Genomic DNA, 16,881 nt, shown 5'->3' with positions numbered 1-16,881 from the left:
GATTTGCTCTAGCTCCACTTAAGCAGCCTCCACCATCGATACTGCAGAGGAAATATCTACAGCCACAATCCGGGATACACCCTGCTCTTGCATGGTGACACCAATCAGTTGATGCGCAATTTCCATCGTGATCTTGTTGTGTGAAATGAACACAAACTGAGTCTTATTGGACATTTTGGAAACCATCTGCGCATAGCGCAAGGTGTTCGCATCATCCAGTGGCGCATCCACCTCATCGAGCAAGCAGAATGGCGCAGGATTGAGAAGAAATAAGGAGAACACTAAAGCAATCGCAGTTAACGCTTTTTCACCGCCGGATAATAAGTAGATCGAGCTGTTCTTCTTGCCTGGAGGCTGAGCCATCACCTGAACACCCGCATCTAAGATCTCTTCACCTGTCATTACCAACTCTGCATGACCGCCACCGAAGAGCTCAGGGAATAATTTACCGAAATGGATATTCACTTGATCAAATGTACCCTGCAAGAGGTCCCGCGTTTCCGCGTCAATCTTTGCGATTGCATCAGTTAAGGTCTGCATGGCTTCAGTCAAGTCGGCAGTCTGTGCATCCAAGAATTGTTTACGCTCACGAGAACTTGATAACTCATCTAGCGCAGCCATATTGACAGGGCCTAAGGACTGAATCTCATTGCCGAGACGAGTCACCTCGCTTTGTAAAGCACCTACTCTGAGGTCGGGACTAAAGTTGGCTTCCAAAGCAATTAAGTCGGCCTCTGCATCTGACAGCAAAGTGGCGAATTGCTCAAAGTTCAATCGAGCCGCTTGTTCACGTAACTGCAAATCTACCACCTTGTCACGCATGGGCTGCAGACTACGCTCAATCTGTAAGCGCACTTCGTCCGCTTCCCGCAGTTGATGCAAGACCGCATCTTGCTCAGTGCGCGCATTTGCTAAGGCTGCCTCACGAGCGCTTCGGGCCAGTAGTAGTCCCTGTAATTGATCTTGAGCTGCTTCATCGCTCAGGGTTTCAAGCTCTTGCTCTGAGTTAGCTTGCTTATCCTGAATCTCCATAATCTGAACACGAGCAGTGCTTTGATCGCGTTGTAAATCAGAGATACGCTGTTGTAGGGAGCGAGTTGCAAAGGCCGCTTCTTGGGCAGACATTTCAGAAGAACGCAAAGATTCACGGAGGCGATCGCGCTCTTGGGTTGCTAGCTCCAGTTTTTCTTGAGCAACCGCTAAATTCTCTTGCAAGCCCTGCTTGGACTCTTCTGATTGGGCAAGCTCTTCTGAAGATTGCTCATGAGTTCGACTGAACTGCTCCATTTGCTGACGCAGTTCACTTAACTCACCCTGAATTTGCTCAGCGCGTTGGCTGTACTTTTCCTCAGCTTGAGTGAGTTGCATTCTTTCAACTTCAAAACCATGCACTTCTTGCACGGCTTGTTCAGCATGGATCCGGGTTTGTTCCGCGGCTTGGTGAGCAGCTTGATAATTGGCAACGCATTGATCCAACTCACTCTGCAGTTCACTCTGAATGAGTTTGTGGGCACGTAATTGCTTCTCGAGACCCTCCATCTCTTGCGCACGCGCTAACATGCCGGCCTGCTCTGAATCCGCAGCATATAACTGAACACCAACACGACTCACTAAGTGGCCCTGTTGCGTGACAAAGGCGCCACCCGCAGGTAATTTCTCACGACGATGCAAGGCGTCTTCAAGACTGTTAGCAATATAGATGTTGTCCAACCACTCCTGCAATACAGCAGCTACACGCGGTGCACCGGCACTTTGAACGCGCGTTAACAAAGGAATAAAGTCTGTTGGTACCGCAGTACGCGCAGGAGAAATTTCCTCGGTTAACAAAATTGCTAAACGACTTGGGGGCGCATCATTTGCTAAGGCTAAGGTTTCTTGAACACTCTTGGCAGTAACAGCAGCTAAGCGCTCCCGTAATACCGACTCCAAAGCCGCTTCCCAACCACTTTCCACCTTGAGTTCTTGCCAAAGGCGTTTACTCTCTTTTAAGCCTTTACTCTCAAGCCAAGGCCCAATTTTTCCTTGTGCCTGAACGCTCGCTTGCAAGGCCGTTAAGGCAGTGAGCTTTGCTTCGGTTTGCGCTAACTCTTGATTAGCAGCCTGAAATTGTTGTTGCGCAGTATTGCGCGCCTCATCAGCAGCCGGAACGCGTTGTTGCGCCTCACCTGCTTTGAGTCTGGCTTCCTCCACTTTGCGCTGTGCCATCGCGTGACGATCGATTGCCATTTGCAATGCTTCAGCATCAGGTCTGCGCATACCAGCAAGCTCAGCCTCAAGGCGAGTATCGCGCCCTTTGAGCTCCTCTACTTGAGCGAAGATCGCCTTAACGCGCTCACCCAAGCTCGCCAAACGTTGGTCAATCGTAGCCAAGTTCTCGCGGGCATCATTGAGTTCGCGAGCATGGACTTGATAAGACTCATCAAGGCTAGGCATTTGCTCTTGCAGGTCGGATAAATCCGCCAATAAGGTTTGCTCTTTTTCTGCAGCCAAACTGAGCTCTTGCTCAGCTGTGCGTTGTGCTTGAGCAGCGTCCGTTTCTTGAACAGTCCAGCGCTGTAACTGCGCTAATAAATCCTGAGATTGCTGTTGTAGACGCTGACGTGCCTCTTGCACGTAACGAATTTGGGACTCAACTTGACTGACATCCGCATTGGTTTGATACAAGTCACCTTGAGCTTGGGAAACTAGATCTTGCAAAGCGTATTGCTGAGTACGCATCGTTTCGAGCTCAGTTTCTGCATGACGCATTTTTGCAGTCTGCTCTTCCAGGCTCACTTGAGTATCCCGAATACCATTGGCATGACGCTCTTGCTCTTTGCCTGCTTCAGTCTGACGCACAAACCAGAGTAACTGCTGCTGAGATTTCATCTCAGTGGAAAGTTCAGCATGGCGCTCAGCAACCGTTGCCTGCTTCTCCAAACGCGTGAGCTGTTGATCCAACTCGCGCACAATATCTTCAACGCGCACTAAGTTTTCTTTAGTGTCTTCAAGGCGAGAGGCAGTTTCTTTACGACGCTCTTTATATTTAGAAACGCCCGCTGCCTCTTCTAGGAAAACACGCAACTCTTCAGGCTTCGCTTCCAGGATGCGATTGATCGTGCCCTGCCCGATAATGGCGTAGCCTCTTGGGCCCATACCGGTACCCAAGAAAATATCTTGAATATCTTTACGACGGACGACTTGGTTGTTGACGTAATAACTAGAATTGCCATCACGCGTGAGAACCCGTTTAATACCTAATTCCGTAAAGGCACTCCACTGACCTTGAGCACGCCCTTCTGAATTATCAAAAATGAGTTCGACACTGGCACGGCCAGAAGGTTTGCGTAAACCAGAACCATTGAAAATAACATCCTGCATGGACTCGCCACGCAATTCACTAGCGCGGGATTCGCCTAAAACCCAGCGAACTGCATCAATAATGTTCGACTTTCCACAACCATTAGGGCCCACAACACCGATTAATTGACCGGGCATTTCAAAGTGGGTGGGGTCGACGAATGACTTAAAGCCGGAAAGTTTGATGGATTTCAGTTGCACGGCGTACTTTGCAGGGAAAAGAGGGGTTCAAATAAGGGGGTAAAAATTATTACCAAAGTGGGAAGATGATAGCAAGCTTAGGGCTTAAGCCATGGGTTTTTGGCTCACCGATATAATGATTAATCTATATCCAGGGGCAAAACCCCTTAACAATCTGATAGTTAACTAAAAAGTATGAGCCAATCACCACAAAACATCATCGAACAAGCCTGGGAAAACCGTGCAAACCTCTCTCCTGACGCCGTTTCTGGGGAAATTCGTAACGCGGTCAATGCCGTCCTGGAAGGCCTCAATACTGGCACTATTCGGGTGGCCGAGCGCCGAAGCGTTGGTCAATGGGAAGTCAACCAATGGGTCAAAAAGGCGGTTTTGCTGTCTTTTCGCTTAGAAGACAATAAACCGATGAGTGCTGGCGGCTATACCCAGTTTTACGACAAGGTTCCTAGCAAGTTCGAAAACTACACCGCAGAAGACTTTGCCAACGGTGGTTTCCGGGTTGTTCCCCCTGCCATGGCGCGTCGTGGCTCATTTATTGGCAAAAATGCCATCCTCATGCCCTCTTACGTCAATATTGGAGCCTACGTGGGTGAAGGCACTATGGTCGATACTTGGGCGACTGTAGGTTCTTGCGCTCAAATTGGTAAGAACGTGCACCTATCTGGCGGCGTAGGCATTGGAGGCGTTTTAGAGCCAATTCAGGCTGGTCCAGTCATTATTGAAGATAACTGCTTTATCGGCGCCCGCTCTGAGGTTGTCGAAGGCGTAATCGTTGAAGAAAATGCGGTGCTTTCAATGGGCGTTTTCATTGGTCAAAGTACGAAAATTTATGACCGCGCAACCGGTGAAATCCATTACGGCCGAGTACCAGCAGGCTCCGTTGTTGTTCCAGGCTCACTGCCTTCGGCTTGCGGCAAGTACAGCATGTACGCTGCAATCATTGTGAAAAAGGTAGATGCTCAAACGAGAGCAAAAACGGCTATCAACGATCTATTGCGCGATTAAGCTAAATCCATGAGCGCTACCCTTGAGCTAACTGAAGCCCTCATCGCCTGTCGTTCGGTCACTCCGGCCGATGGCGGCTGTCAGGAGCTCATCTCCCAACGCCTTCAAGCGATCGGCTTTCATACTGAGAGTGTTGTCAGTGGCCCCGAGAACTTTCAAGTGACTAACCTATGGGCACTCAAAAAAGGTACAGCAGGCGATCAAGGCAAGGTCTTGATGTTTGCCGGCCACACTGATGTTGTGCCTACTGGCCCCCTTGAAAAATGGACTAGTGATCCGTTTACGCCAACGATTCGGGATGGCATGCTTTATGGTCGTGGCGCAGCGGATATGAAAACTTCCCTAGCGGGGTTTGTAGTGGCAACGGAAGAGTTTGTTGCAACTCACCCCGATCACAAAGGCTCGATTGCCTTTCTGATTACGAGCGATGAAGAAGGTCCAGCAAACGATGGTACCGTCATCATGTGCGAGCGCTTGCAAAAGCAGGGCCAACGTTTAGATTACTGTGTCATTGGTGAACCCACTTCGGTAGATCGCTTAGGTGACATGATTAAGAATGGTCGCCGCGGATCTCTCTCCGGAAAGTTGCGAGTCAAAGGCATTCAGGCACATATCGCTTATCCGCACCTCGGTAAGAATCCAATCCATCTTTCAGCGCCAGCGATTCAAGCGCTAGTGGAAACGGAATGGGATAAAGGGAATCAGTATTTCCAGCCGACCAGTTTTCAGATTTCCAATATCCATGCAGGTACCGGCGCAAATAACGTCATCCCTGGTGAACTTAGTATTGACTTTAATTTCCGCTTCTCTACTGAAAGCAAGCCCGAAGAACTGCGCAGTCGCCTTGAGGGAATCCTCAGAACTGCAGGCCTCGACTTTGAGATTGATTGGGTCTTGGGTGGTAGTCCGTTTATTACAGATGATGGCGCTCTGGCTGGCGCATTACGCAAAGCAATCAAAGCAGAAACCCAGATTGATACCGAACTCTCGACTACGGGTGGCACTAGTGATGGTCGCTTTATCGCCAGAATCTGCAAAGAAGTGGTGGAGTTTGGGCCACTCAATGCAACAAGTCACAAAATTGATGAGTGCGTCATTATTGATGATGTCGTTCCATTGAAGAACATCTTCCGCAAGACTCTCGAGCACTTAATTGCTTAGGTTTTAAAACCGTTTAATTCATTCATTTTTAACAGCCTCATGGACCCTGCCCCCCAGCAATCTCTCACCCTTGATCAATGCATTGATCAAATCACAAAACGACTTGAGGCTGCAGATTTGCATTATGGCCATGGCGCCATCGATGCGAAAAGTGAGGCACTGTGGATCGCCAGCAAGCAATTAGATCTCAGCCCTAGCAAAGCGCTCGATCACTTAGATCAAATCATCAGTAGCGAGAAAATCAGCCAGGCACTAGCGATTGCAGAAACGCGCATTACGACACGTAAACCTCTAGCCTATATTTTGGGTGAAGCTTGGTTAATGGGTGTGCCGTTTTTCTCTAGCGAGCAAAGTATTGTTCCCCGCTCATGGATTGCTGAGTTAATTGTGGATGGCTCACTTGAGCCTTGGTTACCGGCTGATGGTAAAGCACTGGATCTGTGCACTGGTAATGGCTCGCTCGCTATTTTGTTAGCCATGACCTGCCCCGATATTCATGTCAGTGCCTGTGACATCAGCATGCCTGCATTAGCGGTAGCCGCACGCAACCTTGATCGTCATAGCCTGACTTCGCATGTAGAGCTTTTTGAAGGCGATCTCTGGGATGCTTTACCAGAGCCGTATGATGACAATCGTTTTGATCTCATTATCTGCAACCCCCCTTATGTCAATGCCAACTCCATGAATGCCTTACCTGCTGAATATCATGCAGAGCCTGCTCTCGCATTGGCTGGAGGAGAGGATGGCATGGATCTGATTCGTAAGATTATTGCTAGCGCTCCAGACTATCTATCTGAGCGTGGTGCCATTCTGCTGGAGATCGGCAATGAGTATGAGCACTTTAAGAAGGCATTCCCACAGATCCCAGCGATCTGGATGGAAGTATCTGCTGGCGATCGGCAGGTGCTGTTAATTCAGGCGGAAGACCTGCATTAATAAGCGAAACAACTAACTGAGTTCTGCTGCTGCCGCAATCGCTTGATCGATGCGCTCTACAGGAATGACTCTCAATCCTGCAATCTTGGTTTTAGGCATATTTGCTTTAGGAATGATCGCCACCGTAAAACCCAGCTTTGCTGCCTCTTTCAGGCGCTCTTGACCGCGTGGGCATGGACGAATTTCTCCGGCTAAGCCAACTTCACCAAATACGATTAACTCTTTAGGCAAGGCTTTATTCCGGATGGAGGATTGAATCGCTAGCAGTACAGCCAAGTCAGCCGCCGGCTCTGAAATCTTCACGCCACCAACTGCATTTAAGAATACATCTTGATCAAAGCACGCCACCCCTGCATGGCGATGCAATACAGCCAACAACATAGCTAAGCGCGCCTGCTCTAAACCCACTGCTAAGCGGCGTGGATTTGGAATATGTGCCGTATCAACCAGCGCCTGAATTTCCACCAATAAAGGACGGCTACCTTCTTGCGTCACAAGTACGCAAGCACCCGGCACCATCTCCGCATGCTGCGATAAGAAAATCGCTGAAGGATTGGCAACCCCTCGCAGACCTTTTTCCGTCATCGCAAACACACCCAACTCATTGACGGCGCCAAAACGATTTTTAATGGAGCGGACTAATCTAAATGAAGAGTGGGTATCGCCTTCAAAGTACAGCACGGTATCCACAATGTGCTCCAGTACGCGAGGCCCTGCTAAATGACCATCCTTAGTCACATGCCCGACCATCAGTACACAAATACCACTAGATTTTGCAGCTCTGGTGAGTTGCGCAGCGCACTCACGCACTTGGGCAACGGATCCTGGCGCTGAGCTCAGCACCTCTGAATACAAAGTCTGAATCGAATCCACCACTAATACCTGTGGCTTCACGGTATCCATGATGGATAAGAGCTTTTCTAGCTGAATCTCCGCAAGCACTTCCAGCTGCGGGGCATCGAGTGCAATGCGTTTAGCCCTGAGCGCAATCTGCGCAGCCGACTCTTCGCCACTGCTGTAGAGGACATTCATACCAGCCGCACTCATCTCTGCAAGCGCTTGCAGTAAGAGAGTGGACTTACCAATACCAGGATCTCCGCCTAACAGGACAACACCACCAGGCACCAATCCACCACCGAGTACACGATCAAATTCTTCGACACCAGTACTAAAGCGCGGTAGATCTTCTGCGCTAATCGCGGAGAGTTTTTGACGCGGCAATGATTGAGCTAAGCCCTGAAAACGCGCATTTGAACTGACTTCAGGTATGCCTTCTTCCAATGTATTCCAAGCTTGGCATGAAGGGCACTGACCCTGCCATTTAGCGGAGGTTCCGCCGCAGGACTGGCAGATGTAGATAGTTTTTATCTTAGCCAATGAATTAATCGAGCTGAGTGCCCGCTTTATTTTCTTGGGCACGCTTAGGCGCATCCTTACGACGCTGCTCTAAATCTGCTGCGCGAGCAGCAGCGGCTTTTTGCTTTTCTTCAAACTCTTTTTGACTTTCTGCACGTTCAGCCGCTTTTTCAGCGGAGGCACGCTCGGCAATCTTAGCGGCATCGCGCTGGTCCTTAATACTGGCGCGTAGCTTACGCTGTACTACGTGTAACTCCACCTCTTGCGTGCGAATCGGATCAATCTCTTTGCGATATTCAGCACGAGAATCTCTCAGACAACTATTAACCCAATACTTTTGATAGCACTCAGAATTTCTTTTATCCCAACGGTATTTAGCCCAATCACGCTGTAATTCCAATTCTTGCTCAATCTTGTCCAACTGATCGAGCTGAGCCTCTTCGGCAGGCGTGGCTAGCACCAAGGAGCTGAAGCAGCCAAGCAACAGAAAGAGATTAAATGCGAGTAATGCCCGCAAAGGAAAAGGCTTTCTCAAATCTCTACCTTTGCACCGAGCTCAACTAAGCGGTTTGCAGGGATCTTAAAGAAGTCCGATTGACGTCCGGCATTCTGATACATCCAACAGAACAAGCGCTCACGCCATAAAGCCATGCCAGGAAGCTCAGTAGCCACAATCGTGTCACGAGACAAAAAGAAGGAGGTATCCATCACATTAAATTGAAGTCCAGATGACTTTTCAAGCAACTCAATAATCTTACCCATATCTGGTGTCTCATTAAATCCATAGACAGCCCTAACTACGAAAATATTATTTCCTAAGTCACGCAGGGTAATACGCTCTTCCTCTTTCACGTAGGGCACATCCCAGATACTGACCTTCAGAAAAAATACTCGCTCATGAAGAATATGATTGTGTTTTAAGTTATGCAAGAAAGACACTGGCAAGTAATCTACATGCGCAGTCAAGAAAATGGCAGTACCCTCAACACGGTGCGGGGGATTTTTCATCAAGACATCAATGAAGCCCTTCAGCTCAATACCCTCCTCCACCGCGCGTTTACGTAATAATTTGCGACCTTGATACCAAGTCATGAGCAATAGGAAGCACATTGCACCCAGTAGCAATGGGAACCAACCGCCCTCCATGATCTTTAAAAGGTTGGCAACCAGAAAGGCAAGATCAACAATTAAAAAAGCGCTGATCACAAAGGTAACCAAGAGCGTATTCCAGCGCCAGACAACACGCATGACGATAGCTGCCAAGAATGTTGTCACAATCATGGTGGTAGTCACTGCAATACCGTAAGCAGCAGCTAAATTTGCGGACTCTTTGAATGCCAGAACTACTGCGATCACCAAAACTAATAAAGCCCAGTTCACTAGCGGCATATAGATCTGTCCGATTTCGCGATCTGACGTATGAAGAATTTTCATGCGGGGGACAAAACCTAACAAGATCGCTTGACTCGTCATTGAAAACGCACCAGAAATCACCGCCTGGGAGGCAATGACAGTAGCTAGTGTTGCCAATATCACCAAGGGGATTACAAAGGCATCCGGCACCATTAAGAAGAATGGATTCGTGATGTTCTCAGGATGACTCAAGAACATGGCACCCTGACCAAAGTAATTTAAGAGCAAGCAAGGCATCACAAATAAGAACCAGCCCATGCGAATAGGTTTGATGCCAAAGTGTCCCATGTCAGCATACAGTGCCTCAGCGCCCGTTAACACCAAGAAGACAGCGCCGAGCACAATAAATCCCTGGAGGGCATGCTCAATCATGAATCGAATAGCGTATACAGGATTGATAGCAGTAAAGATGACCGGGTTATCGATCACCTGATAGAGACCCATTAGACCAATGACTAAAAACCAAACTAGCATTACGGGCCCAAATAGATTGCCCACTACGGCAGTGCCTGTTTTCTGAATTAAGAACAGTCCCACCAAAATCACAATGGTGACTGGAATAATGTAACTCTTTAAGTCTGGTGAGATGACTTCCAATCCCTCTACCGCAGACAGCACCGAGATCGCTGGAGTAATAATCGCATCGCCATAAAACATACAGGCCCCAAAGACGCCGGCCATGATAATCATGAGAGATCGTTTGGAACCTGCAGGCGCCGTTCGTAATGCCAAAGCCATTAAAGCCAAAATGCCACCCTCACCATGGTTATTGGCGCGCATCACAAACAGCACATACTTAAGTGACACCACAATCGCGAAAGCCCAAAACACCATTGAAATAACGCCGAATACCGCTTCATCTGAAAATGGAATGCCATGCTCAGGACTGAAACACTCCTTTAAAGCATAGAGAGGGCTAGTACCAATGTCGCCAAAGACGACACCAATGGCTGCAAGCATGAGAGAAAATGAGGCGCCCTGAGGATGACTGCTCTCTTGCCGAGAAATCTCAACCGGTCTTAACAGAGAGGATTGCGAAAATTCCTGGTTACTGACTGACATTAATAAGCCTCATCACAATGTTGCGTAGCAATATGTTACTCCTTATGCAGGCTGACTCTACAGTCTTATTTAGATTCAAGAACTGCTTTACTAGGCCTTAATTACGGGAATAGCTCGACAGAGAGGGCTAAAAAATGGTAGTATCTAAGACTCAGACGCGGGGTGGAGCAGTCTGGCAGCTCGTCGGGCTCATAACCCGAAGGTCGTAGGTTCAAATCCTGCCCCCGCAACCAAACAGTAGAAGGCTTCTAGGTCAATTGACTCAGAAGCCTTTTTGTTTTTTAGTGCTTGGAACTGTAATTTATCGAAGAGCATTACATATTTATCAGAATTCCAGATTTTTTAGCCTTGCAGGCTTCCTGAGCAACAACCTCCTTATTGAGGATTTAGTTGTCACATCAAGCTGTCAATGCTAAATGCGCAATAAAAGCAGACCTGTTTTCACCGGCCCTTTTTGCTTTTGCATCTAATCTAGCCAACACTCTTCTTGGGAGAGTGATGTTGATGCGCTCTATCTCATCCGATAACAAAGCTGGATCAATTTCCACAATCGCCCAAACCCAACCTTTGAACTCTTTTCGCTTTTGTAATTCCCTTAAGGAACTTGGCTTTGGTATAGCTTGATCTCTATCCAGAGCCATCTCAATCCAGAGCTCTATAGCCTCTTTGGCTCTTTCGATAGCTTCATCTAAGTCGTTATCAGCTGCGGAAAAGCAACCGGGTAAATCTGGGACGATTACACCCCATGCATTTTTTTCATTTCCCGGCTCAATGGCGATCGGATATTTCATTTAAGACCCCTTCTTTAAATCAGCATATTTCAATATTTTTTCTACCAAACCTAGTCCCAAATCTTTTTTTGGATGAGGAATACAAATATGTCCACTCTTTGTTTTATGGGTAAAGATATGGTGCGAGCCTTTGGTCCTACTTAATACCCACCCATCCTGCTTTAGTAATTCAATTAATTTTTTACTATGCATTCGTCTCCTTTTAAATTATACACACCATACACATTTTTTGGTTTAATTATGAGCGTCTCTGTGCCACAAGCGCTTAACATGTTGTCGCCAAAATAGGGGCTCAGAAGTCTGCGACTCTGATTTAGTTGAAAAAGTCCATATCTGAGCACCCGTTGAGGGAGTTTGATAAAAAGGGATGTTCATGCTTTGATATCGAGCACTGACGGTTGGGTGTGGATGACCATACCGGTTGCGATAGCCGTTTTGTGCAAAGGCTTCATCTGGATTTAAGGCTGTTAGCAGCGCCTGCGAGGAAGAGGTTTTGCTGCCATGGTGTGGTGCCATGAATATGAGATTCTTACCTCTTAGATGATTGAGAGTATCTGGGTTTAAGCGCTCAGTCATTTCAGCCTCACCCTGCTTTTCTACATCTCCAGTAAGCCAGAATGACGTTGTGTGATTACGTACCTCTAGTACGCAGCTAACCTCATTAGGTTTTCTGGGATGATGATCCTCAAACACAGTGTGTTCATGGGGATGCCAAATATGAAAGCGCACTCCATCCCAATTCCACTCTTGGCCAAAGCGACAGGGAATGGCGGGTATCCGTTTATTGTTTAAATTAGTTAGCAAGGGATTAGTGCTCGGTAAGGACCCCATCATGGAATCAAATGAAATGTCTTTCAATAAAGTAGCTGCGCCGCCAATGTGATCACTGTCACTATGGCTGATGACCATTCGATCAATATGAGCAATTCCCCTGCCCCTTAAATACGGCAGAATAATTCTTTGACCAGCATTGTCTTTCCCTTGAATTGGGCCGGTGTCATAAAGCAATCTTCGTGATGCGGTTTCAATGAGGACCGCAGTACCCTGACCGATATCCAATACCGTCGCACGGAACTCACCCTTCGCTAAATTGATGTCGGGGATTGGCTGAATAAAAACAGTGGCACATAAAGCTAGGCCGGTAACTCTGGATGCCCAGCTCTCCATAATCCCTCCGGGACGAATCGCTATCACAATGCCCACAGCGGATAAGGCAAGTGCCCACCAAGCAGGCTGACTAGACCAAGCGATTGCCCATCTCCATTGCGCCATCCAAGTGAGCATGATCGCTAAATAATCCATCGTGGCATGTGCAGGCAGCAATAACCACTTACCAATAAAGTCAGGGAGTAAAGCGCCAGCGATGGCTAGAGGAGTGACGATATAGCTCACTACCGGAATCGCAATTGCATTGGCGAATGGCGAAACGATTGATGTCTGATAAAACCAATACAAGGTAAGAGGTAAAAGTGCGATGGTGACAACGGCCTGAACACGACAGGCTTCACGTAATGCTTGAATAAGTCGATGTCGCCAATGCACCTCCAACTCTTTACCAGTCGGCACTCCTAATAGGCCATCTGAATCTTGCATCGCAAACAAGATTGCAGCAACCGCTCCAAACGATAACCAGAACCCAGGGGTATATGGCGCCATTGGATCAATCAGCAGTACAAACGCTAAAGCCCACCACCAAATATCAAAGGATCGGGGATTTCTGCCGGACCATAATGCGAAAGCAACTACACCCACCATATACATTGTTCGCTGTGCCGGAATCTGAAAACCGGCTAACCAGGCATAGACAAATGCCGTCAAAAAACCAACGGCTGCAGCCACTTTACTGACAGGAATTAATATGGGTAAAGTATTACGGCGCCATAAAAAAGCAGCAACCATTGAACCAAACCCAGCCAGCATCGTGACATGGAGCCCTGAGATAGAAATTAAATGCCCAATACCAGTGGCATTAAATACCCGCCAATCTTCTTGATCAATCGCATTTTGATCACCCATCACCAGTGCGGCAATGACACCGCCATAGCGAGCATCCTTTGGTAGTAAGTGTCGAATCTTTTCTCTTAATTTCCAGCGTTGATATTCCATAGCCAGAGAAAACTCTGTCCAGCCAATCTCTTTATCAAGTAATAACTCACCTGATCTAACAGAGCCGCTAGCACCAAAGTCTTGATGAAAAGACCACCGCTCAAAATCAAAATTGTGTGGGTTCAAGGAACCATAGGGTCGCTTGATTTTGACCATCAATTTCCAGCGCTGTCCTGGAACGATCTGTGGAATATCCTGAGGATTACGCCACGCTGGTTGCCAACTTAAATAGACCTGCTCAGGAAACGACTCCAGCTTTTGCCCACGCAAAAGTGCATGATCCACTGCGAAAGAAAATTTGGCGCCACCAGAGGCGCTTTGCGGTAAAGCATTGACCCTACCCTCGAGCATTAACTCTTTACCTTCATACTCAATGGATAAGATATTACCTAGACGACTTTGGGCGTAATGCGCATTCCACGCAAAGCCTAGCGACAAGCAACAAAGCGCGCCCAATATCTTATTGCCATGGCGATACCGAATTAGCGAACGGTTAATAAAGAAACCAAACAAGTAAATGGCGATACTCAGCCCACATATCCATTGCCAATATTCTGGCACTGCCGGTAAAAATAGCAGAAGCGATCCCCCGGCGATGAACGCCGCAATATTGATGCGCAAGTGCTTAAGAGGTTTTTAGGGGATTGGGCTGATGACCAAAGTTGCTAGTCACTAATGCTGACCAACGTGGCAATGCTTGCATGGCATTTTGCCACACTGCACTTGCAAATACGTCTTCACTCACACCACGAATTTCTGCTAATTGCTGGGCAATTCTGGGGAGCAAGGCAGGCTCGTTCATTTGACTACCCTCTTCTTTGAGCCAAGCTGGAGGAATATCTGGCGCATCGGTTTCAGTAACAATGCTTTCTAGCGGCAGCTCTTGTAAGAGACGTCTAATCTGCAAAGCCCGGTCATAGGTTGCTGCGCCACCAAATCCCAGCTTAAAACCCAGCTCAATAAATTGATGTGCCTGCTGATGACTGCCATTGAAGGCATGGGCAATTCCGCCAGGAACTTTTCGCTTGCGCAAGGCTTTCAAAATAGCGTCTTGTGAACGGCGGACGTGCAGGATGACTGGTAATTGAAATTGCTCCGCCAAATCCAACTGCGTATGAAAGAAATATTCTTGACGCTGAGGATCTAGTCCTTCAACAAAATAATCCAGGCCAATCTCACCGACGCCCACGAAGCGGGGATCACTTAAGGCAGTCTGGATTTGAGTTTTAAGAATAGCAATATCACTCTCTTGAGCGTGATTGATATACAGAGGATGAATGCCCAATGTATAGACTAAGCCTGGTACTTGCTGTGCAAATTGTTCGGCTAAATTTCTAGCTTGATCCCAATCGGAGGCTTGGACTGAAGGCAGCAGAATCGCTTTCACTCCTCGGTCTACTGCGTTTGCAATAATTTCAGGGAGCGTATCTGCAAACTCGGGTGCATCAAGGTGGCAGTGAGTATCTACCCAAGCGAGGTCTGCACTGGCTTCGCTCATTGCGAAAAATTTTTCAATACTCCACGCTCTAAATGCAAAATCCGATCACATCGTTTAGCACGTATAGGATCATGAGTCACAATCACAAAAGCAGTGCCTTGATCGCGGGCAATATCTAACATCAAGTCAAACACCCCATCCGCTGTCTCGGTATCCAGATTGCCAGTGGGCTCGTCGGCTAAGACGCAGGTAGGATTGCCTACTAGTGCACGGGCGACTGCAACGCGTTGACGCTCACCGCCAGATAACTCTCCTGGCGTATGTTGCACTCGCTTAGATAAACCCACTGCATTGAGCATCTGACTTGCTCGGTCCATGGCTTCATCATTACCTAAGCCACGGATACGTAAAGGTAATGCCACATTCTCAACCGCACTAAATTCATCTAAAAGATGATGAAATTGGTAAATGAATCCCAGACTATGGTTGCGCAGCTGATCTAATTTACTAACAGAGAGTTGATGGAGATTTTCTCCAGCCAGCATGACTGTGCCTGCGCTCGGAGTATCCAAACCACCCAAGAGATGTAATAAGGTGCTTTTGCCTGATCCGGAAGAGCCGACGATGGCGACTTTCTCGGAGGCGCTCACCTCTAAATCAATTTCTATGAGGACATTAACTGCTGTGGGTCCTTTGCCGTAGGTCTTTGCAAGGCCTGTTGCACTCAGGATGACCGAACTCATGGATTCATTTTTTGAATCACTCATAGCGCAATGCCTCCGCAGGCTGAACTTGGGCGGCACGTCGACTCGGATACAGAGTCGCCAATACCGATAAACCAAACGCCATCAAACCCACCGTCACAACATCGGATAGGCGCACATCAGAAGGAAGCTCACTAATAAAGTACACGTCGCGCGGCAAGAAGCGGACGCGGAAGATGGCTTCAATTGCGGGAACGATCACATCGATATTAAGCGCAATTAGCAAACCCAAACCGACCCCTGCTAAAGAGCCCAATAAACCAATCGCCAAACCCTGTACCAAGAAAATCCGCTGAATTAATCCAGGACTCGCGCCCATCGTTCTCAAGATAGCAATATCCGCCTGCTTCTCATTGACGGTCATGACCAAAGTGGAAACTAAATTAAAAGCGGCTACTGCAATAATCAAGGTCAGGATGATGAACATCATCTTTCTTTCCGTTTGAACAGCCGCAAACCAATTGCGGTTAGAGCGTGACCAATCCGTAACCCAGAGAGCTTGTGGGACTACCTGGGCTAACTCAGCAGCAATCTCCGGTGCACGTTGCATGTCATCTAATTTAACGCGTAAACCGCTTGGGTCTTGTAAGCGCAGTAAAGCAGCCGCATCTTTCCAATGCAAGATAGCAAGCGAGCTATCGTATTCATAATGGCCGCTATCGACAATGCCAACCACTTGCAGTGTTCGCATGCGGGGCATAGCACCTGCTGGCGTCAAATCGCTCTCAGGAACGATGAGGTTAACGCGATCACCTACACGTGCTCCAACCATGTTGGCTAATTGCGCACCCAAAGCAACGCCAAAGGAGCCAGGTTTGAGATCTTCAATCTTGCCCACAACAAATTGTTTAGGCAAATCAGAAACCTTGCCCTCTTCACTCGGGAGTACTCCGCGAATGGAGACACCGCGCATGACGTTATCGCGACTGAGTAAACCTTGTGAACTGACCATCGGAGCTACACCGACTACGTGGGGCTGGACAGCTACCTTCAGGGAAACTGGCTCCCAATTGGCTAATCCGTCTGGGGCGGTAATTTCAACATGGGAGAGAACTGACAACATGCGATCACGCACTTCCTTCTGGAAGCCGTTCATCACTGAGAGGACCACAATTAAGGCGGCAACCCCTAAAGCGATACCTGCGGTGGATATCCCAGAAATAAACGAGAGGAAGCCATCACGCTTCCCTACCGTCTTGCGACGCTTGGATCGGGTATAGCGCAGGCCAATTTCTAGCTCAATCGGAAGTCTCAACATACCCACAGTTTAGACAATCGCATGGACAAATAGATGGATTGTGTAAATGCCACC

At 48.0% G+C, this 16,881-nt stretch carries 13 protein-coding genes and 1 tRNA gene; 4 read left to right on the top strand and 10 right to left on the bottom strand.

The window, feature by feature from the left end; genetic code table 11:
- Positions 1-18: 18 nt before the first annotated feature.
- Positions 19-3,540, bottom strand: a complete 3,522-nt coding sequence (gene smc, locus ICN15_RS03610) for a chromosome segregation protein SMC (RefSeq protein WP_216201271.1) — start codon at positions 3,538-3,540, stop codon at positions 19-21.
- A gap of 174 nt (positions 3,541-3,714) precedes the next feature.
- On the opposite strand from smc, the gene dapD reads away from it, so the two are divergent.
- Genes dapD through prmB form a run of 3 tightly spaced genes read left to right on the top strand, consistent with a single transcriptional unit; the run spans position 3,715 to position 6,639 of the window.
- On the top strand, positions 3,715-4,542 hold the full coding sequence (dapD, locus tag ICN15_RS03605) for a 2,3,4,5-tetrahydropyridine-2,6-dicarboxylate N-succinyltransferase (protein WP_216201270.1): 828 nt from the start codon (positions 3,715-3,717) through the stop codon (positions 4,540-4,542).
- A gap of 9 nt (positions 4,543-4,551) precedes the next feature.
- Positions 4,552-5,703, top strand: a complete 1,152-nt coding sequence (dapE, locus tag ICN15_RS03600) for a succinyl-diaminopimelate desuccinylase (RefSeq protein WP_216201269.1) — start codon at positions 4,552-4,554, stop codon at positions 5,701-5,703.
- Between the two features lie 39 nt (positions 5,704-5,742).
- A complete protein-coding gene (prmB, locus tag ICN15_RS03595) occupies positions 5,743-6,639 on the top strand; it encodes a 50S ribosomal protein L3 N(5)-glutamine methyltransferase (RefSeq protein WP_216201268.1) in 897 nt (298 codons plus the stop codon).
- Between the two features lie 12 nt (positions 6,640-6,651).
- Here the strand turns inward: prmB and radA are convergent, their stop codons facing one another.
- From radA to ICN15_RS03580, 3 genes are read right to left on the bottom strand one after another with little or no spacing between them, the layout of a single operon-like run.
- Positions 6,652-8,016 (bottom strand): DNA repair protein RadA, encoded by a 1,365-nt coding sequence (gene radA, locus ICN15_RS03590; protein WP_216201267.1) that lies wholly within the window; start codon positions 8,014-8,016, stop codon positions 6,652-6,654.
- Positions 8,017-8,020: 4 nt separating this feature from the next.
- On the bottom strand, positions 8,021-8,530 hold the full coding sequence (locus ICN15_RS03585; protein WP_216201266.1) for a hypothetical protein: 510 nt from the start codon (positions 8,528-8,530) through the stop codon (positions 8,021-8,023).
- Entirely contained in the window at positions 8,527-10,470 is a 1,944-nt protein-coding gene (locus ICN15_RS03580) for a potassium transporter Kup (RefSeq protein ID WP_216201265.1), read from the bottom strand. Before ICN15_RS03580 ends, ICN15_RS03585 begins: the two co-directional genes overlap by 4 nt.
- Before the next feature lie 156 nt (positions 10,471-10,626).
- Between ICN15_RS03580 and ICN15_RS03575 the strand changes: the two genes are divergently transcribed.
- A tRNA-Met gene (locus ICN15_RS03575) sits at positions 10,627-10,703 on the top strand.
- A 165-nt stretch (positions 10,704-10,868) separates the two neighbouring features.
- Here the strand turns inward: ICN15_RS03575 and ICN15_RS03570 are convergent.
- From ICN15_RS03570 to ICN15_RS03545, 6 genes are read right to left on the bottom strand one after another with little or no spacing between them, the layout of a single operon-like run.
- Positions 10,869-11,261, bottom strand: a complete 393-nt coding sequence (locus ICN15_RS03570; RefSeq protein WP_216201264.1) for a type II toxin-antitoxin system HicB family antitoxin — start codon at positions 11,259-11,261, stop codon at positions 10,869-10,871.
- On the bottom strand, positions 11,262-11,453 hold the full coding sequence (locus ICN15_RS03565) for a type II toxin-antitoxin system HicA family toxin (RefSeq protein ID WP_216201263.1): 192 nt from the start codon (positions 11,451-11,453) through the stop codon (positions 11,262-11,264).
- 42 nt (positions 11,454-11,495) lie between these two features.
- Complete coding sequence (locus ICN15_RS03560; protein WP_255532849.1) at positions 11,496-13,988, bottom strand: DNA internalization-related competence protein ComEC/Rec2; 2,493 nt, start codon at positions 13,986-13,988, stop codon at positions 11,496-11,498.
- 4 nt (positions 13,989-13,992) lie between these two features.
- Positions 13,993-14,865: a TatD family hydrolase gene (locus ICN15_RS03555; protein WP_216201262.1), complete on the bottom strand. Its 873-nt coding sequence runs from the start codon at positions 14,863-14,865 to the stop codon at positions 13,993-13,995.
- Positions 14,862-15,572, bottom strand: coding sequence for an ABC transporter ATP-binding protein (locus ICN15_RS03550; RefSeq protein ID WP_255532848.1), 711 nt, complete (start codon positions 15,570-15,572; stop codon positions 14,862-14,864). Before ICN15_RS03550 ends, ICN15_RS03555 begins: the two co-directional genes overlap by 4 nt.
- Positions 15,565-16,824, bottom strand: a complete 1,260-nt coding sequence (locus tag ICN15_RS03545) for a lipoprotein-releasing ABC transporter permease subunit (protein WP_216201529.1) — start codon at positions 16,822-16,824, stop codon at positions 15,565-15,567. Before ICN15_RS03545 ends, ICN15_RS03550 begins: the two co-directional genes overlap by 8 nt.
- Positions 16,825-16,881 lie beyond the last annotated feature (57 nt).

The sequence above is a fragment of the Polynucleobacter sp. CS-Odin-A6 genome (assembly GCF_018882095.1).
GTDB lineage: Bacteria > Pseudomonadota > Gammaproteobacteria > Burkholderiales > Burkholderiaceae > Polynucleobacter.
Note: the sequence above shows the minus strand (reverse complement) of the source record. Positions and strands in the feature narration are given on the sequence as shown.

Excerpts from the sequence above, each read along its gene's own strand:
- dapD (WP_216201270.1), top strand. The coding sequence starts at position 3,715 with ATGAGCCAATCACCACAAAACATCATCGAACAAGCCTGGGAAAACCGT.
- dapE (WP_216201269.1), top strand. The coding sequence starts at position 4,552 with ATGAGCGCTACCCTTGAGCTAACTGAAGCCCTCATCGCCTGTCGTTCG.
- prmB (WP_216201268.1), top strand. The coding sequence starts at position 5,743 with ATGGACCCTGCCCCCCAGCAATCTCTCACCCTTGATCAATGCATTGAT.
- ICN15_RS03580 (WP_216201265.1), bottom strand. The coding sequence starts at position 10,470 with ATGTCAGTCAGTAACCAGGAATTTTCGCAATCCTCTCTGTTAAGACCG.
- ICN15_RS03570 (WP_216201264.1), bottom strand. The coding sequence starts at position 11,261 with ATGAAATATCCGATCGCCATTGAGCCGGGAAATGAAAAAAATGCATGG.
- ICN15_RS03565 (WP_216201263.1), bottom strand. The coding sequence starts at position 11,453 with ATGCATAGTAAAAAATTAATTGAATTACTAAAGCAGGATGGGTGGGTA.
- ICN15_RS03555 (WP_216201262.1), bottom strand. The coding sequence starts at position 14,865 with ATGAGCGAAGCCAGTGCAGACCTCGCTTGGGTAGATACTCACTGCCAC.
- ICN15_RS03550 (WP_255532848.1), bottom strand. The coding sequence starts at position 15,572 with ATGAGTGATTCAAAAAATGAATCCATGAGTTCGGTCATCCTGAGTGCA.